The following is a 22,355-nucleotide window of genomic DNA, read 5'->3' on the forward strand; positions in this document are numbered from 1 at the left end:
CACATGGCGAACCCAGCACTCGACGACATCGACTACAACCAGCTCCGTCAGCTCGTCGGCCTCGTCGACCACGACGTGGCCAGTGACCCGTTCCCCGTCAAGGCGATGGACGCCGTGGTCTTCGTGGTGGGCAACGCCACCCAGACCGCGCACTTCTACCAGTCCGCGTTCGGAATGGACCTCGTCGCCTACTCCGGCCCGGAGACGGGCAACGCCGAGTACAAGTCGTTCGTTCTGAAGTCCGGCTCGGCGCGATTCGTGATCAACGGCGGTGTGCAGCCCACCTCACCGCTGCTCGATCACCACCGCAAGCACGGCGACGGCGTCAGCGATCTCGCCCTCGAAGTCGCCGACGTGGACAAGTGCGTCGAGCACGCCCGCGCGAACGGCGCGACCGTGCTGGAAGAACCGCACGACCTCTCCGACGAGCACGGCACCGTGCGCGTCGCCGCCATCGCCGCCTACGGCGACACCCGCCACAGCCTCATCGACCGGTCCCGCTACTCCGGCCCCTACCTGCCCGGATACGTGGCCCGCGAGCGATCCGTGCCGAAGCCCGAGGCTGCGCCGAAGCGGCTCTTCCAGGCCGTCGACCACTGCGTCGGCAACGTTGAGCTCGGCAAGATGGACGAATGGGTGGCCTTCTACCACCGCGTCATGGGCTTCGTGAACATGGCCGAGTTCATCGGCGACGACATCGCCACCGACTACTCGGCGCTGATGAGCAAGGTGGTGGCCAACGGCAACCACCGGGTCAAGTTCCCGCTCAACGAACCGGCCATCGCCAAGAAGAAGTCGCAGATCGACGAGTTCCTGGAGTTCTACGACGGCGCCGGATGTCAGCACATCGCGCTGGCCACCAACGACATCGTCCGCACGGTGACGGAGATGCGCGCCGCCGGCGTCGAGTTCCTCGACACCCCGGACTCCTACTACGACGACCCGGAACTGCGGGCTCGCATCGGTGAGGTCCGGGTGCCGATCGAGACCCTGAAGGAGCACCGCATCCTCGTCGACCGCGACGAGGACGGCTACCTCCTGCAGATCTTCACCAAGCCGATCGGCGACCGCCCCACCGTGTTCTACGAGTTGATCGAGCGGCACGGCTCGCTCGGCTTCGGCAAGGGCAACTTCAAGGCCCTGTTCGAGGCCATCGAGCGCGAGCAGGCCCGTCGCGGCAACCTGTGAGCCGTCCGTGGGGTCGCCCGGTCTCGGGCGGCCCCACGGCCCTCGGGGCTCACACCACCACGCGGTAGCCCGCCCGCTGTAGCTGGGTGGCGACGTCGGCGCAGTGCTCGGGGCCGCGCGTCTCCAGCTTCAGGGCGATCTCCACCTCACCCATCGCGAGCCGGCCCGAGATCCGCGAGTGCTCGACGTCGAGCACATTCGCACCCAGCTCTCCGACGCGCGTCAGCACTCCCGCCAGTGATCCCGGCCGGTCGGGAACCCGCAGACGCAGGCTCAGGTACCGGCCCGCGGCGGTCATGCCGTGCTGGATGATCTGCAGCAACAGCAGCGGGTCGACGTTCCCACCGGACAGCACCGCGACCACCGGCGACTCGAAGACCCCGGGATGTTCCAGCAGCGCCGCCACCGTCGCCGCGCCCGCCGGCTCGACCACGAGCTTGCGGCGTTCGAGGCACAGCAGCACGGCCCGCGACAGCGACTCCTCGCCCACCGTCACGACGTCGTCCACCAGTGACCGGACGTGTTCGAACGTGATGGGGCCGGGCGCGCCGACCGCGATGCCGTCGGCCATGGTCTGCGTCCGCTCCAACCGCACGGGGTTGCCCGCGGACAGCGACAGCGGGAACGCCGCCGCGCCCTCGGCCTGCACACCCACGATGCGCACGTCGGGCTTCATCGCCTTCACGGCGCTGGCCACGCCGCCCACCAGTCCCCCGCCGCCGGCGGCGACCAGGACGGTCGCCACGTCGGGGATCTGTTCCACGATCTCCAGTCCGACCGTGCCCTGACCGGCGATGATGTCGGGGTGGTCGAACGGGTGGATGAACACCGCCCCCGTGCGTTCGGCGAAGGCCGTCGCCTCGACCAGCGCCTCCTCCAGGGACTCGCCGTGCAGGTGGACGTCGGCGCCGTAGCCGCGGGTGGCGGCCAGCTTCGGCAGGGGTGCCCGCTCCGGCATGAAGACCGTCGCCTTGGTGCCCAGCAGCGCGGCGGCGAGCGCGACACCCTGGGCGTGGTTCCCGGCGCTGGCGGCCACGACGCCCCGCTCGCGCTCCGCCTCGCTGAGACCGTGGATGCGCGTGTAGGCACCCCTGATCTTGAACGAACCGGTGCGTTGCAGGTTCTCGCACTTGAGATACACCGGCCCGCCCTGCGGCGCTTCGAGGTCCCGCGCCCGCTCGATCGGTGTCTTCCGCACGACCGATTCGAGTAGGCGCCTCGCCTCGCGGATTGTGTCCACGCTGACAAGTCCCATACCGGGATGATGTCACTGCACGTAGCGTGACGACGAGGTTACGTGCGTGCCCAGATCACGATTGGGTAAGCTTGTGATACACCGGAAGTCACCGGAGAAGCTCACGGCGGGAGACGAACGCATGGGAAGGGCACGCACGTCGAACGGGTCTCGTTTCGCAGGTGTCGTGCCGCTCATCGTCGGCGTGGTCTCGGCCCTCGCCCTCACCGGAGCCGCCGTCTACACCGTGGCGGAGTCCCAGTGCGACCCCGGCCACTACGTTCGTGACGGCAGGCAGGTCACCCTCGTCGGCAGCTGCGTCACGGGCGCCGACCTGAGGGAGGCGGGCATCGGCCACGACCACGAGCGGTCGGGTGCCGACTCCACCTCCCCCGGCGATCTGAACCGCTGACCGGCTACGACGCGTCGAGCGCGTACCGGAGGTCGGCCAGCAGGTCGTGCGCGTCCTCGATGCCGACCGACAAGCGCACCAGCTCGGCGGGCACCGCCAGCAACGACCCGGCGACACTCGCGTGTGTCATCCGGCCGGGGTGCTCGATCAACGACTCCACCCCACCCAGCGACTCCGCGAGGATGAACAGCTTGGTCCGCGCGACCATGTTGAGCGCGGCCTGCTCGCCGTCCGCGTGAGTGAACGACACCATCCCGCCGAACCGCCGCATCTGCTTGGCGGCGAGCGAGTGGCCCGGGTGCTCCGCGAGGCCCGGGTAGTAGACCCGCTCGACCTTCGGGTGCACCGACAACGCCTCGGCGATGAGCTCGGCGTTACCGCAGTGCCGCTCCATGCGCACGGCCAGCGTCTTCAGGCCCCGCAGCGTCAGCCATGCGTCGAAGGGGCCCGGCACCGCGCCGGCCGAGTTGCGCAGGAAGAACAGCCGCTCCCGCAGGTCGTCGGAGTCGGTGATGACCGCTCCGCCCACGACGTCCGAGTGCCCTCCGAGGTACTTCGTCGTGGAGTGCACGACGACGTCGGCACCGAGCTCCAGCGGCGTCTGGAGGTAGGGCGTGGCGAAGGTGTTGTCCACGACCAGCTTCGCGCCGCCCACGTGCGCCAGCTCCGCGAGCGCCGCGATGTCGGCGATCCCCAGCAGCGGGTTGGTCGGCGACTCGCACCAGACGAGCTTGGTCTCCGGCCGCAGCGCCGACCGGACCTCGTCCAGGTCGGACAGCGACGCGACGCTGTAGGTGACGCCCCACTCGGTGAGGACCTTGTCGATGAGCCGGAACGTGCCGCCGTAGACGTCGTTGCCCAGCACCAGGTGATCGCCCGGGCGGAGCATGGTGCGCAACACCGCGTCGGTGGCCGCCATGCCCGACGCGAACGCCAGGGCGTGCCTACCGCCTTCCAACGCCGCCAAGGCCTCTTCGAGCGCGGTACGCGTCGGGTTCGCCGTCCGCGAGTACTCGTAGTCGCCTTCGCGAAGACCGCCCACCCCGTCCTGCGCGTAGGTGGAGGTCTGATAGATGGGCATGATCACCGAACCCGTGCGGGGGTCGGGTTCCTGCCCTACGTGGATGGCGCGTGTCTCGAATCCGTAGCGCGGGTCTGCAACCATGCCCACAGCCTACGGGCGGCCCCCTTGGCACGCCGTCGCGCGTCGAGAAAGTGAAAGGGCCGCGGGTGCCACACCCACGGCCCTTTCGACGTGCGAATCAGTGGATCACCACTGCTGCGGCGGCTGACCCGGCTGACCGAAGCCGCCGGGCTGACCGGGCTGACCCGGCTGGCCGGGCTGGCCGGGCTGACCGAACCCGCCGGGCTGGCCGAAGCCACCAGGCTGACCGGGCTGACCGGGCTGGCCGAAGCCGCCCTGCTGCCCCGGCTGCTCGAAGCCCCCGCTCGACGGGAACTGCCCGCCGGGCTGGGCGAAGCCACCGCTCGACGGGAACTGCCCGCCGGGCTGACCGAAGCCACCGGGCTGCCCCGGCTGGCCGAACCCGCCGGGCTGACCGAAGCCACCAGGCTGGCCGGGGGGCGGGAAGTTGCCGCCGCCACCGGGACCACCGAGACCGAGGAAGGACGCGGTGCCCGGGATCAGGGACATCACACCGGCGGCGGTGAGGAGCACACCGAAGATCAGCGTGAAGATCACGCGGGTGAGCTCACCCTCGGTCTCGATCGTGAGCAGCACCGAGAAGATCAGGGTGAGGACGCCACCGGCCAGGGTGAAGACCGGGAGCAGCTTGCGCAGGGTGCCCTGCAGCTTGCCGAGACCCACGAGCGCGTGCAACGCACCACCGGCCGCGGCCAGCAGGCCACCGACCAACAGCGTGATGACGTAGAACCAGATGTAGCCCGGGACTCCGGGCGCGGCGTCCGCGTAGGACTCGACCTGCTCGCGGCACATGTCCTCCGGCGCGCCCATCGAGACGCACTGCTCGACGGCCTCGTCGATGTCACTGCCGCCGGGGCCGCTCAGGTCGGACATCAGCGTGATCGCCAGGATCAGCGTGACGACGCCGAGCACGGCCACGACGCCGCCCGCGATGAGCGCCATCATCTTGTTGCCGCCGCCGGCGGGCGCTCCCCCGCCGAAGCCGGGCTGCGGCGGAGCACCGAACCCACCCCCGGGAGGAGCTCCGAAGCCACCCTGCGGCGGGGCGCCGAACTGACCCGGCTGGCCCCCGAAGCCCTGCTGGGGCTGCGGCCCGGACGGCGGGCCGACCTGGCCCGGCTGTCCCGGCGCGCCGAACCCACCGGACGGCGGCTGCTGCCCGAAGCCGCCCTGTGGGTTCACCGCGGCAGGGTTGTCCGCGGCGCTGGGCGGCGGCGCGTACGGGATGCCGGCCTGCGGCTGCATGCCCGGGGGGACCAACTGCGTCGACTCGGCGTTCGAACCCTGCTGGTCTCCCGCAGCCGGGTTCGGGGGCTGAACGACCTGAGTGGGCTCGGGGCTGTCCCCGAACGGCTGCTGCTGCTCACCCTGCGGCTGCTGGGGCTGCTGGGGCTGCTGGGGCTGCACCACCTGGGTCGGTTCGGACGTGCCGAACTGGTTTTCTTGCTGTGGTTGGGAGCCGCTGGACGGCCCCTGGGGTTGTTGCTCGCCACCCCACGGCTGGTTCGGTGGCTGCGGAGCACTCATTGGGTCGTGAACCCCCTTGACGAGGACCTTGGTGATTTCGCTCGCGCACACGCTATCGGATCGTGACCCGCCAAGCGCGTAACGCCCCTGGCAGGTCGTCCGATGATCTCGAATGGATCACGCGTGGCCGGAGAGAAACGCCAGCAGATCGTGCCTGGTCACGACCCCTGCGGGCTTGCCGTCCTCGAGGACGAGCGCGCCACTGGCGGCTCCCAGTGCCTTCATCGCGGCGCTGATCTGCTCGCCCGCGCCGATGGTGGGCAGCGGAGCGGACATGTGCTCCTCGAGCCGGTCGGCCAGAGCCGCCTTGCCCGTGAACAGTGCCTCCAGCAGGTCGCGTTCGTTCACCGCACCCACGACCTCGGCCGCCATGACCGGGGGTTCCGCGCTGACGACCGGCATCTGGCTGACGCCGAACTCCCGCAGGATGGCCACCGCCTCCGCCACCGTCTCGTTGGGGTGGGTGTGCACGAGGTCGGGCAGCGTGCCGTTCTTGCGGCGCAGGACGTCACCGACCGTGGCGTCCTGGGACTCGGGCGAGAGGAACCCGTACGACGACATCCAACCGTCGTTGAAGATCTTGCCGAGGTAGCCGCGCCCGCTGTCCGGCAGCAGCACCACGATGACGTCGTCCGGCCCGCAGCGCTCCGCGAGGCGCAGAGCCGCCGCGACCGCCATGCCGCACGAACCGCCGACGAGCAGGCCTTCCTCCTGGGCGAGCCTGCGGGTGATGGTGAACGAGTCGGCGTCGGAGACCGCGATGATCTCGTCGGCGACACCGCGGTCGTAGGTGTCCGGCCAGAAGTCCTCACCGACGCCCTCGACCAGGTACGGCCTGCCGCTGCCTCCCGAGTACACCGAGCCCTCGGGGTCCGCACCGATGACCTTCACGCGGCCGTCGGAGGCCTCCTTGAGGTAACGCCCGGTGCCCGAGATCGTGCCGCCGGTGCCCACGCCCGCCACGAAGTGCGTGATCTTGCCGTCGGTCTGCTTCCAGATCTCCGGCCCGGTGGAGAGGTAGTGGCTCTCCGGGTTGTGCGGGTTGGCGTACTGGTTCGGCTTCCAGGCGCCCTCGATCTCGCGGGTGAGCCGGTCGGAGACGTTGTAGTACGACTCGGGGTGCTCGGGCGGCACCGCGGTGGGGCACACCACGACCTCGGCGCCGTAGGCCTTGAGCACGTTGCGCTTGTCCTCGCTGACCTTGTCCGGGCACACGAACACGCACCGGTAGCCCTTGCGCTGGGCGACCATGGCCAGCCCGACCCCGGTGTTGCCGGACGTGGGCTCCACGATCGTGCCGCCGGGCTGCAGCTCTCCCGACGCCTCCGCGGCCTCGATCATCCGCTCGGCGATCCTGTCCTTCACGCTGCCGCCGGGGTTGAGGTACTCGACCTTGGCGAGCACGAGTGGCTTCACGCCCTTCGTGAGGGCGTTCAACTTGACCAGCGGTGTGTTGCCCACGAGGTCGGTGACGTGTTCGGCGTAGTCCATGCGACCAGGGTATGCGGCCCGGTGACCAGGAGGGCACACCGACCTTCGGCGGGGTCTCCGCCGACAGCATTGTCCGATTAGGACTGGTGTGGTTAGCTCTGGCGCGACATCGCGTTCGCGAGCATCCGAGGAGCCCACGTGAGAACTCACCGCAAGGCCGCGTTGTGCGCGCTGGCCGCGGCCACGCTGCTGGGCACGGCGGCACTCCCCGCGTCGGCCGCCGGCTCCGGCCGGGTCGACTTCACCCTGACCGTGCTGTTCACCAGCGACATGGAATCCGCACTGCTCGGCGTGCCGGGCGGCGAGGACGGCACCGGCGAGGGGCCGATCGTCGACGGTGGCGAGCACCCGTACGGCAGCCCGTCCCGCGTGGCCACGCTGATGGACGAGCTGCGGGCGGAGGCGACGCGCGGCAGGCCCGCACCCGGACAGGCCGGGCACCGCGGCGAGATCGTGGTCTCCGGTGGCGACAACTTCCTGCCCGGGCCCGAGTACTCCGCGAGCGCCGTCGAGGGAGCCCCGTTCTACGACGCGCTCGCCCTCGAACACATCGGCTACGACGTCAGCGCGCTCGGCAACCACGACTTCGACTTCGGGCCGGACGAGCTCGACCGGTTCCTCGACACGGCGGGCGACGAGGTGCCGTTCGTCAGCGCCAACCTCGACGTGTCCGGCGAACCGGAGCTGGCCGCCCACGCCGCCGACGGCACGCTCGCCACGAGCCGCGTGCTCCGCACCGCAGGTGAGCGTGTCGGCGTGATCGGCCTCACGACGCCGGAGCTGCCCGCGCTGTCCAGCCCGCGCAACGTCGAGGTGAAGCCGGAGCTGGCCGAGATCACCAACACGCTCGCGGCCGACTTCGCCCGCCGCGGGGTCGACAAGGTGGTGCTGGTCAGCCACCTCCAGGACATCGACAACGAACTCGCGCTCGTGCCGCAGCTGCGTGGCGTGGACGCGGTGGTCGGCGCGGGCGGCGGGGAGATCCTCGCCGACGAGGACGACCGGCTGATCCCCGGCGACGTGCCCGAACGCGGCTTCCCGCTCCACGCCGAGGACGCCGACGGGCAAACGGTCCCCGTGGTCGCGGTGACGGGCGACTACAAGTACGTCGGCAGGCTGGTGCTGAACTTCGACCGGCGGGGCACCGTCGTGAGCGTCGACGACGAGCGGACCGGGCCGGTGCGGGTGTCCGGCGTCGGACCCGACGCGGTGCACGGCGATCCGCTCGTGCGCGCCGAGGTGGAGAAGCCGGTGGCGGAGCACGTGGCCTCGCTGGCCGAGGAGGTCGTGGCCACCAGCGAGGTGCCCCTCGACGGTGTGCGCGGCGACGTCCGCAGCCGCGAGACGAACCTCGGGAACCTGGTCGCCGACAGCCTGCTGTGGGCGGGACGGCAGAACGCGGACGAGTACGGCGTACCCGCGCCGCAGGTGGCGATCCAGAACGGCGGCGGCATCCGCAACGACTCGGTCCTGCCCGCGGGCGAGCTGACCACGCTGGACACCTACGAGGTGGCCCCGTTCGCGAACTTCGTGGCCGTGGTGCCGGAGGTGCCGCGGGACGTGCTGCGGCAGCTGCTGGAGCGCGGAGTCGCCGCCGCCCCCGAGGCCGCGGGCGCGTTCATGCAGGTGGCGGGCCTGTCGTTCACGTACGACCCGGCCCGGCAGGCCCAGGAGGTGCGCGAGGGCACCAACGAGATCGTGACGCCCGGGGATCGGGTGCGGGACGTGGTGTTGGCCGACGGCACGGTCGTGGTGGCCGACGGCGTCGTCGTGGACGGACCGCCGGTGTCCGTGGCGACCAACGACTTCTCCGCCCGCGGCGGGGACGGCTACCCGTTCGCCGACCTCCCGTTCACGAGCGTCGGCCTGACCCACCAGCTGGCGGTGCAGGGTTACCTCGCCGACGGCCTGGGCGGCACGGTGACCGCGGCCGACTACCCGGAGGGCGGCGAGGGGCGGATCACCTCGCTGTGAGGCCGGGCGCCGGACACCCCGCCGATGCGGTGTGGTGTCCGGCGCCGCTCTTTGCAATCGTGTCCGCTGCGGGCAGGATGGGGACTAAGCACGCGCTTAGTCGACCCGAAGGAGTGTTCGATGCCCGAAGCCGTCATCGTGTCCGCCGCCCGCTCCCCCATCGGCCGGGCCCGCAAGGGCTCGCTCGTGGACATGCGTCCCGACGACCTCACCGCGCAGATGGTGCGAGCGGCCCTCGACAAGGTCCCCCAGCTCGACCCCCGCGACATCGACGACCTCATGCTCGGCTGCGGTCTTCCCGGTGGTGAGCAGGGCTTCAACATGGGCCGCGTCGTCGCGGTCCAACTCGGTTACGACCACCTGCCGGGCTGCACGATCACCCGGTACTGCTCGTCGAGCCTGCAGACCACGCGCATGGCGCTGCACGCCATCAAGGCCGGTGAGGGCGACGTCTTCCTCTCGGCCGGCGTCGAGACCGTGTCGCGGGCGGTCAACGGCACGTCCGACTCGTGGCCCGACACGCACAACCCGCTGTTCGCCGACGCGGAGGCCCGCACCGCGCAGGTCGCCGAGTCGGGAGCCGACGACTGGACCGATCCGCGCGACGAGGGCGTGTTGCCCGACATCTACGTCCCCATGGGCCAGACCGCCGAGAACCTCGCCCTGCACAAGGGAATCTCCCGGCGCGAGATGGACGAGTTCGCCGTGCGGTCCCAGAACCTCGCGGAGAAGGCACTCGCCGACGGCTTCTGGGCCAAGGAGATCACGCCGGTGACCCTGCCGGACGGCACCGTCGTGTCGGCCGACGACAGCCCGCGCCCCGGCGTCACGCTGGAAGGCGTCGAGGGCCTCAAGCCGGTGTTCCGCCCCGACGGCCGGATCACGGCGGGCAACGCGTGCCCGTTGAACGACGGCGCGGCGGCCCTCGTGATCATGAGCGACACCAAGGCGCGGGAGCTCGGCATCACACCGCTCGCCCGCATCGTCTCGACCGGCGTGTCCGGCCTCTCGCCAGAGATCATGGGACTCGGTCCCGTGGAGGCGTCGCGGCGTGCGCTCGCCCGGGCCGGGCTGACCATCGACGACATCGATCTCGTCGAGATCAACGAGGCGTTCGCCGCGCAGGTCATCCCGTCGTACCGCGACCTGGGCATCGATCTCGACAAGCTCAACGTCAACGGCGGCGCGATCGCCGTCGGGCACCCGTTCGGCATGACCGGCGCGCGGATCACGACGACGCTGCTCAACTCGCTGCAGCACCACGACAAGCAGTTCGGGTTGGAGACGATGTGCGTCGGCGGCGGTCAGGGCATGGCCATGGTGATCGAGAGGCTGAGCTGACGCTGTGGCGGTGTGTGCGGCGCCGGGCCAGCACACACCGCCTCGCCTCAGATCGTCCGCGGGTGCCCGAAGCAGAGCACGCGGGCGGGGTCGGAGTAGTAAACGCCGCCGAACGAGTCCGGCAGCGTGCCGCACACACCCAACGCGTCCGTGACGCCGTCCTGGACGGCCACCACGACGACCTCGGCACTCGGGTCGGTGCAGTTCACCCTCTCGAGCTCCGCCAGATCCGTGCCGAGGTGCGCGAGGCAGTCCCCGGTCGCCACGTTGAGTGTGAGGCAGAACTTGGTGCCGACGGCGAAGTGGTACTCGTCGTAGTCGCCGTCCGGGCACGGGGTCGACGTGCTGTCGAGGTTGGCGGCCACCTGCCACAGCGCCTCGGGTACGGAGCAGTCGGCGGGCTTCGCGATCGCGGCGTCCTCGTCGCCCACGCCGTGCACGCTGAGGCAGTCGCCCACCGCGACGTCGGCGGGGTCGGGGTAGTCCAGGTCGGCCTGCTGGTTCGTCACGACGAGGAACACCCCGCCCGCGAGCGCCGCGAGCACCACCACGGCGACGGCCACGAGCACACCGGTCTTCGACTGCTTCGGCGGCACCGGCGGTAGTGGAGGCGGCGGAGGCCAGGTGGGAATCTCGCCGTAGGCGGGTTGCCGGTACGGCTGCCCGGACTGACCGTAGGGCGGGACACCGTAGTAGGGCTGCCCGGGCTGATGCTGTGGTGAACCGGAGTACGGATCGCCGGACCCGGCACCGGGAGGGACACTCACCAGGACCTCTCAAGGTGTGCGACGACGGACTGCGACAGGCACCGACGAGAGATCGACGACGATCGCCGAGGCCGGTGGGGTCGCGTCAGCGTAGGACGGCGCGACCGAGACCGGTCGCGTGCGGACCGAACCGAGACCCAAAGGTCACGGAACCGACGAAAAGGGCGCCCGACCTCTCGGTCGGACGCCCCGTCGGCGCCGTTCGCGGCGCGGAGTTCGTCAGTCCTGCTGCAAGTACGACAGCAGACGCAGGATCTCCAGGTACAGCCACACGAGGGTGACCAGCAGGCCGAAGGCCACGAACCACGCGAACTTGGCGGGAACGCCCTGGCGGATCGCCTCGTCGGCCATGTCGAAGTCGAGCAGGAAGCTGAACGCGGCGATACCGATCACCACGAGGCTGAAGACGATGGCCAGCGTGCTGCCGTCACGCAGCCCCGTGTTCACGCCGAACAGGGCGAGCACGAGGTTCACCAGCATGACGATCGCCACGCCGCCGAGCGCGCCGATCATCCACTTGCGGAACTTGGGCGTCACCTTGACGGCGCCGGTCTTGTAGACCACGAGCATCACCACGAACACCGCGGCGGTGCCGAGGATCGCCTGCAGCGCGATGCCCTCGTAGATCATCTCGAAGACGCCGGTGATGGCGCCCAGGAAGACACCTTCGGCAGCGGCGTAGGCGAGCGTCATCGGCGCGCTGGCCATCTGCTTGAAGATGATGACCAGAGACAGCACCAGACCGACGAGCATCCCGCCGATCATGGCGCCGGTGATGGCGCCCATCGAGCCCGCGGCGGCCTGCGACTGGGCCCAGATCGCCGTGAGGACACCGACGACCAGTGTCACGCCCAGCGAGATGCCGGTCTTCATGACCACGTCGTCGACCGTCATGGGGCGGCTGGCCTCGCCGGAAGGCGCCTGCGGGGCACCGTAACCGGCCGGGGTCCCGTAGCCGGCCTGCGCGCCGTAAGGCTGCTGGAAGCCCGCGTACGGAGCGCCCGCCGCACCCCTAGGCAGGTTGCGGAAGGCGGGGTTGCTGGAAGTTCGCACCTGATCCTCCTGGATCTTTCGGCACCTGCACGGATGTCAACGACCGCGTGCGCCGATTGGTTCCCTGCACTTTGAGTAAAACTAACTTTACCCGCCTGAACCCGAACGGTAGGCGAACCGGCCGACGACGCCTCCGGCACTGCGCATGTCGCCCGCATCCTTCCCGAAACGGCCCCCACACGTCCACCGGCTGGCCGATTGCCCTGGTGACAGGCGACACGCCATTCTCACGACACGAGTGCAGCAACGGCCGACGCGGCTGCCGTCCTTTCGCGCCGGCGTGATGGGAATCTCACCGAACCTTGGGGGTTTCGACCCGTGACTCGAAGACGTCCGGCGCAGGCGATCCGCCTCGTTCTCGTCGTCCTGCTCAGTGCCCTGTCCCTGGTCGTGGTCGCCCCCGCGGCGTCCGCGGCGGTCGACGAGGGCATCGGGCACCGGACGACTCCGGGACAGTCGTGGGGCGGCCGGGACCGCGCCTACGACTGGCTCGGCTCCTACGTCGTGAACGGCGAGCACGTGTTCTGCGTGTCGTTCGCGCTCAAGGCACCCGACAGCAACGAGCGGTACGAACCAGGCGACGCGCTGCTGACGAAGTGGGGTGACCCGCTGCCGGACGACGTCGCCGCCAACATCTCGTACCTGCTGCTGCGGTACGGCGACACGCAGGACGCCGACGAGGCCGCCGCGCTCGCCCACCTCCTGCACTCCTGGACCGCCGCGCCGCGGAGCAAGGCCGACCTCGACCCGGCCAAGCCGTTCACGGAGATCGGCTACGACGTCGACGCCCACTTCGAGAGGCTCCCGACCTCCGCGCAGGACGCCGTGGAACGCCTGCGGGCCGACGCCGAGGCCAACCGCGGGCCGTGGACGGCGACGGCCGCCGCGCCCGAGGGCGAGCTGTACCTCGACACGCCGTCCGAGTGGTCGGTGACGGTCACGGGCGCCGACGGCGAGGGCATCCCGGGCGTCGAGGTGCAGTTGACGCTGACCGACCTGGCCCCCGCGGGCGACGGTGGCGTCGACCAGCGGGCGGACGGCGCCGAGGACAGCAAGGTCACCGACGGAGCCGCGGCGGGCGCCGCCGCCACCGACGAACCGGGCGAGACCGCGACGACCGAGGACACGGACGCCGAGAACGCCGAGAACGGCACCGACGACGGCGACAGCTCCCAGGCGCAGCAGCTGACGGTCGTCACGGGCGACGACGGCACCGCGAGCATCAGCGCCAGCCCCACGGGCGAGCAGCCGGGCATCGTGGCCACGCTGGAGGCGCCCGCCGAGCGGCCGTACGTCCGCGACCCGGTCACGACCGACACCCAGCGCGTGGTCTCCACCGGAGGCGAGCAGACCCTGACCGCCGAGGCGACCACCAGCGCCGTCCCCGCGCCCGGGATCGTGAAGGTGACCAAGGTGGACGACGAGACCGGCGAGGGCATCGCCGGGGTGCCGTTGCGTGTCACCGCCGAGGACCGGACCTCGCCCGCCGTGGCCACGGACGGCACGGAACTCGTGGGACCGGACGGAAAGCCGCTGGTCGTGACCACCGAAGGCGACGACGGAGCCGTCACCATCGAGAACCTGCGCACACCGCAGACCGTGTGCCTGGTCGAGGTGTCACCCCCGAACGGCTACGCCGACGCGTTCGATCCGGAGAACCCACCGACGGCGTGCGGTGAACTCGGGCCGGGCGAGACACTCGAACTCCGCATCGCGAACGTGGCCGACGAGGTGCCTCGCACCATCCCCGCGGGTGAGCAGCGGACGGTGGCGCAGGCGGCGACCACCTCGGGCGCGCCGGTGGGCGCGCTGGTGGGCTTCGGAGCCCTCGCGCTGGCCGTGGCGGCCCTCGTCGGATGGATCGCACGGAAACGGGTTCTGCGGCAGCGATGACGGCATGGAACGAGGACGACCGGGACCACGACCGTCGCCGATGGCGCCGGGCCTACCTGCTCGGGGTGGCCAGCGTCCTCGCGGTGGAGGTCGTGGTCGCGGGTGTGCTGGCGCTGCGTTCACCGACGGTCGTGGCGGGTACCGCGGTGCCCGCCCGGCCCGTCACCGCGCCGGTCCAGTCCACACCCGCACCGAGCTCGGAGCCGGCCGAGGACGGTGAGAAGAGCGAGAAGAACGAGAAACCCGAGAATGACGAGAAGGACACCGACGCGGCCGAGCCCGCGACCGATCGACCCGCCACCGCGCCCAGCGGTCAACGTCCGGGCACGGTCGTCCTGCCCGACGGCGGGACGGCGGAGCTGGTGCGCAAGGAACTGAGCCCCGACGCGGTCCTGCCCGTGCCGGACGACCTGGACGAGGCCACCTGGTGGGGCGCGGGACTCGACGCCCCCAGCGGGGCGAGCGTCTTCGCCGGGCACGTCAACTGGCAGGGCCGCACGGGACCGTTCGCCGAACTGTGGGACGTCCGCATCGGCGAGGACGTCACCGTCACCGACGCCGAGGGCACCACGTTCACCTACGTGGTCTCGCAGATCCTCACCCTCGGCAAGGACGAGCTTCCCGCGCGGGCCACCGAGCTGTTCGGACAAAGCGGACCGCACCGCCTCGTGCTGGTCACCTGCGGCGGACGATGGCTCGGCGGCACGACGGGCTACGCGGAGAACCGCGTGGTCGTGGCGGAGCCGGCCTGACGGCGGCGTGCGGCTCGCCGAGGTACACACCTCTCACCCACTCGGCCTGCCTGACGCCGACGCGCGGGCGCGCGCGGGTACGGTCGATACATGGCTTCCGACCACGATCACCGTCTGCTTCCGCTGAGGCGGGAGTTCGGCCAAGCATGGCATGGTTTCGACCGCAACCAGGTGGTGCAGTACCTCGACCATCTCGAGGCGCAGGTCCATCGGCTCATCACCGAGCGGGATGCCGCGGCGTCGAGGGCATCCGACGCAGCCCGCGAGCTCGACGGCGCACGCCGCGAGATCGCCAAGCTCCGGGATCGCGTCGAGGAGCTGAAGAAGCCTCCGGAGCGGATCGAGGATCTCGACGAGCGCATGCAGCGCACCGTGCAGCTCGCCGAGACGCAGGCCGCGGAGATCGTCTCTCGTGCCGAGTCGGCGGCGGAGAAGACGTGGGCCGAGAGCAGTGCCGTGTCGAAGCGGCTCCACGAGCGCTACCAGAAGTTGCTGGAGACCCTCGACAGCCATGCCGAGGACCTGAAGCGCGAGCACGAGGAGGCGCTGGCGGCCACGAAGGCCGAGGTGCAGCGGATGACCGCCGAGGCGGCCGCCCGGCGCGAGCAGCTCGACGCCGAGGCCGAGAGGAAGCGCCGCCGGATCGAGAGCGACTTCCAGGCGCGGATGGCCGCGGAGAAGAGCGCGCTGCAGAAGCACGTCGCCGATCAGACGAAGGCGAGCAAGAACGCGGCGGAGCGGCGGATCGCCGAGGCGACCGCGGAGGCGAAGCGGCTGGTGGAGGAAGCCACGGCCAAGGCCCGCACGCTCGTCGACGAGGCCACCGCCGACGCCGAGCGCCGCACGACCGAGGCCAACGACATCGTCACGCGCCTGACGCGCATCCGTGAGGAGGCCCGCGCCCGGCTCGCCGAGGCCGACCAGGTGCTGCGCCAGGGCGAGTCGGCGCTGGTCGCCACGCCGGAGGAGGAAGCCACGCTGGCGAAGTCCCCCAACGGTTCGACCGCGTAGGGAACACCCGGGAACGCGAGAGGGGGCGGGACGCGCGAGGTCGGGCGCTCGTCCCGCCCCGTGCTCACGTGACCTTGCGGGACTTCTCCAGGTTGGCCGCGAGGTTGTCGATCGTGCGGGCCTGCGCGACGTAGTCCATCGAGCTGAACTCCCACGGATACACCTGCCCCGCCTTCGCCGCCGGCATCTGCGCGAAGGTGGGCTGGTCCAGCATCGCGTCGCCGTCCATGGCGCGCAGCGAGTAGAGCACCACGTCGGTGCGGTAGTCGGTGATGTTCTCCCAGCTCACCGACTCCCAGAAGTACTCCGAGCCACCGGGGTCCGGGTAGGACAGACCGAGTTCGGTGTAGCTGCGCAGCGCCGGGTCGTCCTTCGCCTTCGCGATGTGCACGCCGTCGTTGGGGTAGGCCGCCACGGCCATCACGGTGAGACCGCTCTCCGCGGCACTGCGCAGGCGTTCCCGCGCGGCCTCGTACTTCCGCTTCGGTTCGGCGAGGGTCTCGTCGGTCACCCCGAGGGACTTGGCGAACTCGACGGTGCGGTCGACGACGCCGGTCGCCGACCCGGCCATCGCGATGGCCACGACGGGCGCGATCTCGCCGACGAGCTTCTGCTGCTCCAGATCGTTGAAGCCGAAGAGCGGCTTCTCCGGGTCCAACGTGCCCTCGGAGTCCACCGGGTAGGCGTGGGCGATGATCACGTCCGGTCGTTGTGCCGCGAGCGCCTCGACGTCGATCTGCCCGTAGGTGGTGCCCACCTCGGTCACCGCGGACGTGTCCTTGTCCTGGAAGTTCACGTCGTCGGCGAGCGCGGTGGCCCCGAAGGACGCCACCGGCACGATGCCGTAGTTCCACAGTGAAGCGATGGCGTCGTTGAGGCCCGCGACGCGCGTGGGGCGCCGGTCGAGGGTGACGGTCTCACCCATGTCGTCGGTGAACGACCACGCGCCCGAGCCTCCGCCCGAGCCGTTCGACGTTCCGCCGCCACAGGCGGCGAGCAGGCCGGTCGCTCCGAGAGCGAGGCTGCCACCGAGGAACGCGCGACGAGACAGTGAGCTACCCATGCGGGTTAGGTTAGACGAGCCTAACTTCCCCCGGAAGTGTGATGTCTTCGGATCGATGGCGACGCACTCGGACTGTCGGTTCGCCGGTGTGCCACGACGGCCTACGGTGCAGAGGGCAGGAAGGGAGTCGCACCGTGACGAACCGGACTGTGGAGATGGCGGTCGACGCGGAACCGGCCCTGGTGCCCGTGATGCGCAACGTCGCGGCGGATCTGGCCATCCGGCTCGACCTACAGCTCGACACGATCGCCGACCTGCGCCTCGCCGTGGACGAGGCCTGCGGCCTGCTGCTCACCCGCGCCGCGACGCCCACCACGCTGCGCACGCGGTTCAGCGTCGCCGAGAACACGATCACGGCACGCACCGAAGTCGTCTGCCGCGCGGGAACCGCTCTGCCCGACAACGGGTTCCACTGGCACGTGCTGACGGCGCTGGTGCGGTCGGTGCACTGCTTCCACACCCGCGGGCCGGAGGGGGAGCCGCTCACCGTCATCGAACTCACCGTCGGCGACCACTGAGCGCGGCGGTCAACCCTCCCAGTGACACAGGAGCAGGCAGACGTCGTCGTCGTGATCGGAGGCGCCCAGCATGGTCGTCAGAACGTGCTCGGCCCGCGCGTCGAGCGCGTCGGCCTCACAGGTGCGGAAAGCGTCGAGCAGCCGCGCCATGCCCGCGTCGAGGTCGCTGGTCCGGCGCTCGATCAGGCCGTCGGTGAACAACGCGACCGACGATCCGGGCCGCAGCTTGCGCTCGTGCTGCGGGAACTGGAGCCCCGCCGGCAGGTGGATGCCCAGCATCGGGGCGTGGACGGCTTCCAGGTATCGCACCTCGCCGCCGTGTTCGTGGAGCAGCGGTGGCGGATGCCCCGCGCTCGCCCATCGCAGCAGGCCGCTCTCCGGCTCCACCTCCGCGACCACGGCGGTGGCGTAGAGCGGTGTGTCGAGCCCCCGCAGCAGGTCGTGCACCAGTCGCAGCGACGCGGCCGGGCCGTGACCTTCCAGGGCATACGCGCGCAGGGCGTTCTGCAGCTTTCCCATCACGACCGCGGCGTCCACGCCGTGGCCGGTGACGTCCCCGACGGTCAGGACCACCGTGCCGTCCCGGCGCGTCACCGCGTCGTACCAGTCGCCCCCGACGTGCACACCGCTCGTCGCGGACCGGTACCGCGCGACGAGGCCGAGATCACGCAGGGGCGCGAGCGTCGGCAACATCGCGCGCTGGAGCCGCTGCGCGAGCTCGTGTTCGCGCTCGTACTCGTTGGCGTTGCGCAGGCCCACCGCGGCGCGGTTGGCGATGCCCATCGCCAGGGACAGATCGTCGTCGGTGAACTCGCCCACACTGCGATGCAGGTCGAACACGCCGAGCACGTGCGGTCCGGCGGTGAGCGGCACGCTCACCCGGCTCCCGCCGTCGCGGACCGCCTCCCGGGTCCGGGCCGCGCTGCGCGTGGTCTTGTCGGGTTGCCGATCGGGATCGTCGGGGCAGGAGAGCCCGAACTCGGTGAGTGTCCAGACGTCCAGCGTGTCGGCGAACCCGTGGGAGCGCACCAACTCGGCGACCGCGTCCAAAAGGTGGCTCGAATCCAGCGACCTGGCCGACGCCCTGGACACCTCGTCGAGGAACGAGGTGCGGCGCCGCTGCCGGTCGATCTCCGCGTGCAGTGCCAGCAACCCGGCGTTGGTCTGTTCGAGCTCGGACTGGTGCCAACTCAGGTCGCGATCCCGCTCGCCCACGAGGTCGGCCAACGCCCGCAGCCCGGCGGCGAGAACGTCGTCGGGCGGTCCTTCGGCCCACTCCGAGTCCAGCCGACGCCACACGTCGGGCGGGAGGTCGCGATCGCGCAGCGCCTCCCGCAGGGCGCGCGCGACGTCCTCCCGTGCCCGTGCTCGGAGGTCGTCGGTCATCTGGTTCCTCTTCCGGCCACCACGACGACGCATGCGTCGTCCCGGTTCCTGCCATAGGTGCCCAGCAGCCAGCCTGCCACGGTGGCGGGATCATGGTCGAGCGCGTCGCGTCGATCCGCCGGTGTCCACCGCTCCGACACACCGTCCGTGTGCATCACGAGCAGGCTCTGCGCCTCCCACGGGCGCGTCACCGGCATCGCCCGCCGGCCGCTTCGCTGCCTTCTTCCTACGATGCCAGGAGTCGACACCAATGCTTCATGAGACCCGTCACCTCTGACGAGCCGCACGGTGGTGTTGCCCACCCCGCAGAACGTCACCGTGGCTTTCGCGACGTGGAACTGCACGACCGCCACCGTGGCGCCGCGCCGCGGCCGCATGTCCGCGTCCATCGCGGAGATCAGCTCGACCGGCGACGCGGCGGGTGCCGCCGCGATCTGCTCCATCGCCGCCAGGCTCGCCGCCGCCGCTTCGGGACCGTGCCCCAGTCCGTCGCTCAACGCCACGGTCAACACCTCGTCGCACCGGGCCGACGTCCAGCTGTCCCCGCAGCTCGTTTCCCCGGGTGCCGGGGACAACGCGGCACCGACCGCCACACCGAACTCCGCGTCGGGCGCCTCCTCCCGGGCCGCGCTTCGCCACCGCGCCAGCACCGTCGTGCCCTCGCCGTAGGACGAGTAGATGTCGAACTCGTCGGCCATCCGCCGGATGCCGCCGAGGCCGATTCCGAGCGTCCCGGTGGTGGAGAACCCGTCCCGCATGCTCTCGGGCACGTGCTCGATGCCCGGTCCGCGATCTGTGGCGATGACGTCGAGGCGCTCCGGCCCCGGCATCACGACGATCATGCCGTCGGTGGCGTATTTCACGAGGTTGGTCGCCAACTCGACCGTGGCGAGTGCCACTCGCTCCACGACGGTGTCCGGCAGTTCTGCTTGTCGAGCCGCACGTGCGGCAAGCTGGCGCGCCTGCGTCACGTGGACCGGCGAGGTCACCGCGAGCGCCGCGCCTGTCATCCCGATGCCGTCCTCGTGCGGAAGACGGCCGTCACGGTCGTGCCCTGCCCCGGTTCGGTCCAGAGTTCGAACTCGTCGGCCAGTCGACGGGCACCGCTCAGCCCCAACCCGAGTCCGCCCGCGCTGCTGTACCCGTCCGTCAGGGCCAGGTCCACGTCGTCGATGCCCGGCCCCTCGTCCCGGAAGACGAGACGCAACGCAGTGTGACCGCTGCCGCGCTCCAGCTCGACCTCGGCGACCCCGCCGCCACCGTGTTTGAGGGTGTTGCGAGCGAGCTCACTCGCCGCCGTCACCAGTTTGGTCTGCTCCACGAGGGAGAACCCGACCGAGACCGCCACGTCGCGCGCGGCCTGCCGGACGTGCACGATGTCGACCTCTTCGCGGATCGGCACTTCGTGCACGGTGGAAACGCTGGTCATCGTGGCCCCGAGCTGCCCAGCAGGGAGAGGCCCCCTGCCACCGTCAACGCGGTTTCGAGACCCGGCAGCGTCAGCCCGAGCTCGACGAGCGTGATGGCCACCTCCGGACGCATGCCCACCACGACGGTTCTGGCCGCCAGGAGCGCACACGCGCCGGCGATGTCGTGCAGTGTCCGCGCGAGGAAGGAGTCGACGACCTCCAGGCCGGAGATGTCGATCAGTACGCCGGGTGCGCTCGTCTCCGCGACTCGGGTGGTGAGCTTCTCCTGCAGTGTGAGGGCGTCGTCGTCGCGCAGCTCGCCCTGCATCGTGACGAGGAGAACGTCGCCGAGTCCGACGATCGAAGTCGTGGTGGGCATGCCGGGTCACTTCACCTCGGAGTGGCGCTCGACCCGGTATCCGGCGGTACCCAGCGCGTAGGCGAACGCGTCCGACAGCGAGGCTCGGGTCGCGACCTCCCCGAGGTCGATGCCCAACTGCACCATCGTCTGCGCGATCTGCGGGCGGATGCCGCTGATGATGCACTCCGCGCCCATCAGCCTCGCCGCCATCGCCGTCTTGAGCAGGTGCTGCGCCACGAGAGTGTCGACCGCGGTGACCCCGGTGATGTCGAGGATCGCGACCTTGGCCTGCTGCTTCACGATCTCGTTGAGCAGGCTCTCGGTGGCGGCCTGGCTCCGCATGCTGTCGAGGGTGCCGATCAGCGGGATGGCGAGAATGCCCTCCCACAGCTTGACCACCGGCGTGGACAGCTCGGCGAGCTGCTCCTGCTGCGCGAGGATCGTGTCGGCCCCCGCGGACAACTCGATCTCCAGCAGCGTGATGCGCAGGGTGTTGAGAGCGGTCGACAACGTGCCCGCGCCGTAGTACTCCTCGTCCTGGGTCAGGTCCTGCTGCTCCCACAACCGCAGGAGCGGGGCCTTGAGCGAGGTCACGTCGGGGCGCTTGCTTCCCGACGGTCCCCCGGCGGAACGGGAGGCCAACGAGCTGAGCACCGGCCGGACGGAGGCGAAGCCCTCGGCGGAGGGGTCCTCCTCCTCACCCGCCTCGATGACCTTCTCGACACTGCGGAGCAGCGCGGCGGCCTCCTCGTCCGAGTCCGCCCGGTTCCGCGTGCTGAAGAGGGGCGTCGCGACCCACTCCCGCAAGATGTCGTCCTTGTGGTCCTCGAGGAACCGAAGCACGCGATTCCGTACCGGGTGCGGGGTCTCGTCAGTCATGGTGGGCTCCCAGCCGGGGTGACGTGGTTTCACGCTGATAGATGTGGCTCTCCCTGGCAAACTTAAGACACGACAGAGCTAACCTCCAGGTCGGGTACTTTCCGGTAGGGGGTAGAAGCGACTTCCAGGAGCGGTTGAGAATGACGGACGGCGACAAACCGCCCACAACACGAACCCCGCACCGGCCGGAACGATCGACGGTACATGTCGAGCTGGTGAGCAACGAGGAAGGACGCATCACCCTCGTCGGTGAGATCGACCACGGTGTGGCGCCCCAACTCGACGACGCGTTGGACCGGCTTCTCGCCGAGGGCGCCGATCGGTTCGTCGTCGACTTCGCTCGATTGTCCTTCTTCGACTCCGCGTGCATCAGTGCGCTCGTCCGCGCCCACGCGCGCGTGACCGAGAACGGGGGAACGGTGAAGCTGGTCAACGTCGACCAGTACGCGTACCGGGTGTTGCAGATCGCGGGCCTGCTGCCGCTCTTCGACCTCGAACCGGACACCTGAATGGCGCGGCCGGCTGGTGTCCCGCACGCACTCCCCCTGGTCGACGTGCGGCTGAGCGTGGACAAGAACTTCCCGGCGCAGGCCAGACGAGCCGCGGACGCCGTTCTCGGCGACATCGAGGCGAACACCCGGTACAACTTCCTTCTCATCGTCTCGGAGCTCGTCGCCAACGCCGTGCTGCACTCCCACAGCCCCCAGCGGTTGCGGGTGCTGCGGGACGGCTCGGTCCTGCGCACCGAGGTACACGACGGCAGCGTCGAGATGCCGCTCGTGCTCACGCCCTCGCCGTACCGGGAGCACGGGCGCGGGATGTTCCTCGTCGACTCGTTCGCCGACGCCTGGGGCGTGGAGGCGACCCCGACCGGGAAGATGGTCTGGGCCGAGGTGGACGCTCCGGTGCGCGGCGACGGGGAGGGCTGACC

General features: G+C 70.5%; 22 protein-coding genes. 10 read left to right on the forward strand and 12 right to left on the reverse strand.

The window, feature by feature from the left end; genetic code table 11:
• Nucleotides 1-3: 3 nt before the first annotated feature.
• Nucleotides 4-1,188 carry a 4-hydroxyphenylpyruvate dioxygenase gene (gene hppD, locus SACAZDRAFT_RS09325; RefSeq protein WP_005440940.1) on the forward strand — a complete coding sequence of 395 codons (1,185 nt, stop codon included), beginning with the start codon at nucleotides 4-6 and terminating at the stop codon, nucleotides 1,186-1,188.
• 49 nt (nucleotides 1,189-1,237) lie between these two features.
• Here the strand turns inward: hppD and ilvA are convergent, their stop codons facing one another.
• A complete protein-coding gene (ilvA, locus tag SACAZDRAFT_RS09330) occupies nucleotides 1,238-2,443 on the reverse strand; it encodes a threonine ammonia-lyase (protein ID WP_005440941.1) in 1,206 nt (401 codons plus the stop codon).
• A gap of 121 nt (nucleotides 2,444-2,564) precedes the next feature.
• Between ilvA and SACAZDRAFT_RS09335 the strand changes: the two genes are divergently transcribed.
• On the forward strand, nucleotides 2,565-2,834 hold the full coding sequence (locus SACAZDRAFT_RS09335) for a hypothetical protein (protein WP_005440942.1): 270 nt from the start codon (nucleotides 2,565-2,567) through the stop codon (nucleotides 2,832-2,834).
• A 4-nt stretch (nucleotides 2,835-2,838) separates the two neighbouring features.
• On the opposite strand, the gene SACAZDRAFT_RS09340 is transcribed toward SACAZDRAFT_RS09335, so the two are convergent.
• The 3 genes from SACAZDRAFT_RS09340 to SACAZDRAFT_RS09350 form a co-directional block, all read right to left on the reverse strand.
• Nucleotides 2,839-3,999: a cystathionine gamma-synthase gene (locus tag SACAZDRAFT_RS09340; RefSeq protein ID WP_005440944.1), complete on the reverse strand. Its 1,161-nt coding sequence runs from the start codon at nucleotides 3,997-3,999 to the stop codon at nucleotides 2,839-2,841.
• 105 nt (nucleotides 4,000-4,104) lie between these two features.
• Entirely contained in the window at nucleotides 4,105-5,526 is a 1,422-nt protein-coding gene (locus SACAZDRAFT_RS09345; protein ID WP_005440946.1) for a hypothetical protein, read from the reverse strand.
• A gap of 117 nt (nucleotides 5,527-5,643) precedes the next feature.
• Nucleotides 5,644-7,017 (reverse strand): cystathionine beta-synthase, encoded by a 1,374-nt coding sequence (locus tag SACAZDRAFT_RS09350; RefSeq protein WP_005440947.1) that lies wholly within the window; start codon nucleotides 7,015-7,017, stop codon nucleotides 5,644-5,646.
• 138 nt (nucleotides 7,018-7,155) lie between these two features.
• Here SACAZDRAFT_RS09350 and SACAZDRAFT_RS09355 point away from each other — a divergent pair, with 138 nt between their 5' ends.
• Both SACAZDRAFT_RS09355 and SACAZDRAFT_RS09360 read left to right on the forward strand, forming a co-directional pair.
• The gene (locus SACAZDRAFT_RS09355; protein WP_005440948.1) at nucleotides 7,156-8,991 is read left to right on the forward strand and encodes a bifunctional metallophosphatase/5'-nucleotidase; all 1,836 of its coding nucleotides are present in this window, start codon (nucleotides 7,156-7,158) and stop codon (nucleotides 8,989-8,991) included.
• Nucleotides 8,992-9,111: 120 nt separating this feature from the next.
• On the forward strand, nucleotides 9,112-10,332 hold the full coding sequence (locus SACAZDRAFT_RS09360) for an acetyl-CoA C-acetyltransferase (protein ID WP_005440950.1): 1,221 nt from the start codon (nucleotides 9,112-9,114) through the stop codon (nucleotides 10,330-10,332).
• 47 nt (nucleotides 10,333-10,379) lie between these two features.
• Here the strand turns inward: SACAZDRAFT_RS09360 and SACAZDRAFT_RS09365 are convergent, their stop codons facing one another.
• Entirely contained in the window at nucleotides 10,380-11,099 is a 720-nt protein-coding gene (locus SACAZDRAFT_RS09365; protein ID WP_005440951.1) for an LppU/SCO3897 family protein, read from the reverse strand.
• A 219-nt stretch (nucleotides 11,100-11,318) separates the two neighbouring features.
• The gene (locus tag SACAZDRAFT_RS09370) at nucleotides 11,319-12,152 is read right to left on the reverse strand and encodes a Bax inhibitor-1/YccA family protein (protein WP_005440952.1); all 834 of its coding nucleotides are present in this window, start codon (nucleotides 12,150-12,152) and stop codon (nucleotides 11,319-11,321) included.
• 318 nt (nucleotides 12,153-12,470) lie between these two features.
• On the opposite strand from SACAZDRAFT_RS09370, the gene SACAZDRAFT_RS09375 reads away from it, so the two are divergent.
• The 3 genes from SACAZDRAFT_RS09375 (at nucleotide 12,471) to SACAZDRAFT_RS09385 (ending at nucleotide 15,808) form a co-directional block, all read left to right on the forward strand.
• Nucleotides 12,471-14,045: a SpaA isopeptide-forming pilin-related protein gene (locus SACAZDRAFT_RS09375; RefSeq protein WP_005440953.1), complete on the forward strand. Its 1,575-nt coding sequence runs from the start codon at nucleotides 12,471-12,473 to the stop codon at nucleotides 14,043-14,045.
• Complete coding sequence (locus tag SACAZDRAFT_RS09380; RefSeq protein ID WP_005440959.1) at nucleotides 14,042-14,797, forward strand: class F sortase; 756 nt, start codon at nucleotides 14,042-14,044, stop codon at nucleotides 14,795-14,797. The genes SACAZDRAFT_RS09375 and SACAZDRAFT_RS09380 overlap by 4 nt, the downstream gene beginning before the upstream one ends.
• Nucleotides 14,798-14,887: 90 nt before the next feature.
• Complete coding sequence (locus tag SACAZDRAFT_RS09385) at nucleotides 14,888-15,808, forward strand: coiled-coil domain-containing protein (protein WP_005440960.1); 921 nt, start codon at nucleotides 14,888-14,890, stop codon at nucleotides 15,806-15,808.
• Nucleotides 15,809-15,872: 64 nt separating this feature from the next.
• Here SACAZDRAFT_RS09385 and SACAZDRAFT_RS09390 read toward each other — a convergent pair whose 3' ends face one another.
• A complete protein-coding gene (locus tag SACAZDRAFT_RS09390) occupies nucleotides 15,873-16,871 on the reverse strand; it encodes an ABC transporter substrate-binding protein (protein WP_005440961.1) in 999 nt (332 codons plus the stop codon).
• Between the two features lie 134 nt (nucleotides 16,872-17,005).
• Here SACAZDRAFT_RS09390 and SACAZDRAFT_RS09395 point away from each other — a divergent pair, with 134 nt between their 5' ends.
• A complete protein-coding gene (locus tag SACAZDRAFT_RS09395; RefSeq protein ID WP_005440962.1) occupies nucleotides 17,006-17,389 on the forward strand; it encodes an ATP-binding protein in 384 nt (127 codons plus the stop codon).
• 9 nt (nucleotides 17,390-17,398) lie between these two features.
• Here the strand turns inward: SACAZDRAFT_RS09395 and SACAZDRAFT_RS09400 are convergent, their stop codons facing one another.
• The 5 genes from SACAZDRAFT_RS09400 to SACAZDRAFT_RS09420 are packed head-to-tail and all read right to left on the reverse strand — an operon-like array spanning nucleotide 17,399 to nucleotide 21,424.
• Complete coding sequence (locus SACAZDRAFT_RS09400) at nucleotides 17,399-18,775, reverse strand: PP2C family protein-serine/threonine phosphatase (RefSeq protein WP_005440963.1); 1,377 nt, start codon at nucleotides 18,773-18,775, stop codon at nucleotides 17,399-17,401.
• Nucleotides 18,772-19,785: an ATP-binding protein gene (locus tag SACAZDRAFT_RS09405; RefSeq protein WP_005440964.1), complete on the reverse strand. Its 1,014-nt coding sequence runs from the start codon at nucleotides 19,783-19,785 to the stop codon at nucleotides 18,772-18,774. The genes SACAZDRAFT_RS09400 and SACAZDRAFT_RS09405 overlap by 4 nt, the downstream gene beginning before the upstream one ends.
• Nucleotides 19,782-20,204, reverse strand: a complete 423-nt coding sequence (locus tag SACAZDRAFT_RS09410; RefSeq protein ID WP_005440965.1) for an anti-sigma regulatory factor — start codon at nucleotides 20,202-20,204, stop codon at nucleotides 19,782-19,784. The genes SACAZDRAFT_RS09405 and SACAZDRAFT_RS09410 overlap by 4 nt, the downstream gene beginning before the upstream one ends.
• A complete protein-coding gene (locus SACAZDRAFT_RS09415) occupies nucleotides 20,201-20,563 on the reverse strand; it encodes an STAS domain-containing protein (protein WP_005440966.1) in 363 nt (120 codons plus the stop codon). Before SACAZDRAFT_RS09415 ends, SACAZDRAFT_RS09410 begins: the two co-directional genes overlap by 4 nt.
• Before the next feature lie 6 nt (nucleotides 20,564-20,569).
• Nucleotides 20,570-21,424 carry an STAS domain-containing protein gene (locus tag SACAZDRAFT_RS09420; protein ID WP_005440967.1) on the reverse strand — a complete coding sequence of 285 codons (855 nt, stop codon included), beginning with the start codon at nucleotides 21,422-21,424 and terminating at the stop codon, nucleotides 20,570-20,572.
• Between the two features lie 140 nt (nucleotides 21,425-21,564).
• Between SACAZDRAFT_RS09420 and SACAZDRAFT_RS09425 the strand changes: the two genes are divergently transcribed.
• Nucleotides 21,565-21,933, forward strand: a complete 369-nt coding sequence (locus tag SACAZDRAFT_RS09425) for an STAS domain-containing protein (protein WP_005440968.1) — start codon at nucleotides 21,565-21,567, stop codon at nucleotides 21,931-21,933.
• A complete protein-coding gene (locus SACAZDRAFT_RS09430) occupies nucleotides 21,934-22,353 on the forward strand; it encodes an ATP-binding protein (protein ID WP_005440969.1) in 420 nt (139 codons plus the stop codon).
• Nucleotides 22,354-22,355: the final 2 nt, after the last annotated feature.

It is taken from the genome of Saccharomonospora azurea NA-128 (genome assembly GCF_000231055.2).
Lineage (GTDB): Bacteria > Actinomycetota > Actinomycetes > Mycobacteriales > Pseudonocardiaceae > Saccharomonospora > Saccharomonospora azurea.

Excerpts from the sequence above, each read along its gene's own strand:
- hppD (WP_005440940.1), top strand. The coding sequence starts at position 4 with ATGGCGAACCCAGCACTCGACGACATCGACTACAACCAGCTCCGTCAG.
- ilvA (WP_005440941.1), bottom strand. The coding sequence starts at position 2,443 with ATGGGACTTGTCAGCGTGGACACAATCCGCGAGGCGAGGCGCCTACTC.
- SACAZDRAFT_RS09335 (WP_005440942.1), top strand. The coding sequence starts at position 2,565 with ATGGGAAGGGCACGCACGTCGAACGGGTCTCGTTTCGCAGGTGTCGTG.
- SACAZDRAFT_RS09340 (WP_005440944.1), bottom strand. The coding sequence starts at position 3,999 with ATGGTTGCAGACCCGCGCTACGGATTCGAGACACGCGCCATCCACGTA.
- SACAZDRAFT_RS09345 (WP_005440946.1), bottom strand. The coding sequence starts at position 5,526 with ATGAGTGCTCCGCAGCCACCGAACCAGCCGTGGGGTGGCGAGCAACAA.
- SACAZDRAFT_RS09350 (WP_005440947.1), bottom strand. The coding sequence starts at position 7,017 with ATGGACTACGCCGAACACGTCACCGACCTCGTGGGCAACACACCGCTG.
- SACAZDRAFT_RS09360 (WP_005440950.1), top strand. The coding sequence starts at position 9,112 with ATGCCCGAAGCCGTCATCGTGTCCGCCGCCCGCTCCCCCATCGGCCGG.
- SACAZDRAFT_RS09380 (WP_005440959.1), top strand. The coding sequence starts at position 14,042 with ATGACGGCATGGAACGAGGACGACCGGGACCACGACCGTCGCCGATGG.
- SACAZDRAFT_RS09385 (WP_005440960.1), top strand. The coding sequence starts at position 14,888 with ATGGCTTCCGACCACGATCACCGTCTGCTTCCGCTGAGGCGGGAGTTC.
- SACAZDRAFT_RS09390 (WP_005440961.1), bottom strand. The coding sequence starts at position 16,871 with ATGGGTAGCTCACTGTCTCGTCGCGCGTTCCTCGGTGGCAGCCTCGCT.
- SACAZDRAFT_RS09400 (WP_005440963.1), bottom strand. The coding sequence starts at position 18,775 with ATGACCGACGACCTCCGAGCACGGGCACGGGAGGACGTCGCGCGCGCC.
- SACAZDRAFT_RS09405 (WP_005440964.1), bottom strand. The coding sequence starts at position 19,785 with ATGACAGGCGCGGCGCTCGCGGTGACCTCGCCGGTCCACGTGACGCAG.
- SACAZDRAFT_RS09410 (WP_005440965.1), bottom strand. The coding sequence starts at position 20,204 with ATGACCAGCGTTTCCACCGTGCACGAAGTGCCGATCCGCGAAGAGGTC.
- SACAZDRAFT_RS09415 (WP_005440966.1), bottom strand. The coding sequence starts at position 20,563 with ATGCCCACCACGACTTCGATCGTCGGACTCGGCGACGTTCTCCTCGTC.
- SACAZDRAFT_RS09420 (WP_005440967.1), bottom strand. The coding sequence starts at position 21,424 with ATGACTGACGAGACCCCGCACCCGGTACGGAATCGCGTGCTTCGGTTC.
- SACAZDRAFT_RS09425 (WP_005440968.1), top strand. The coding sequence starts at position 21,565 with ATGACGGACGGCGACAAACCGCCCACAACACGAACCCCGCACCGGCCG.
- SACAZDRAFT_RS09430 (WP_005440969.1), top strand. The coding sequence starts at position 21,934 with ATGGCGCGGCCGGCTGGTGTCCCGCACGCACTCCCCCTGGTCGACGTG.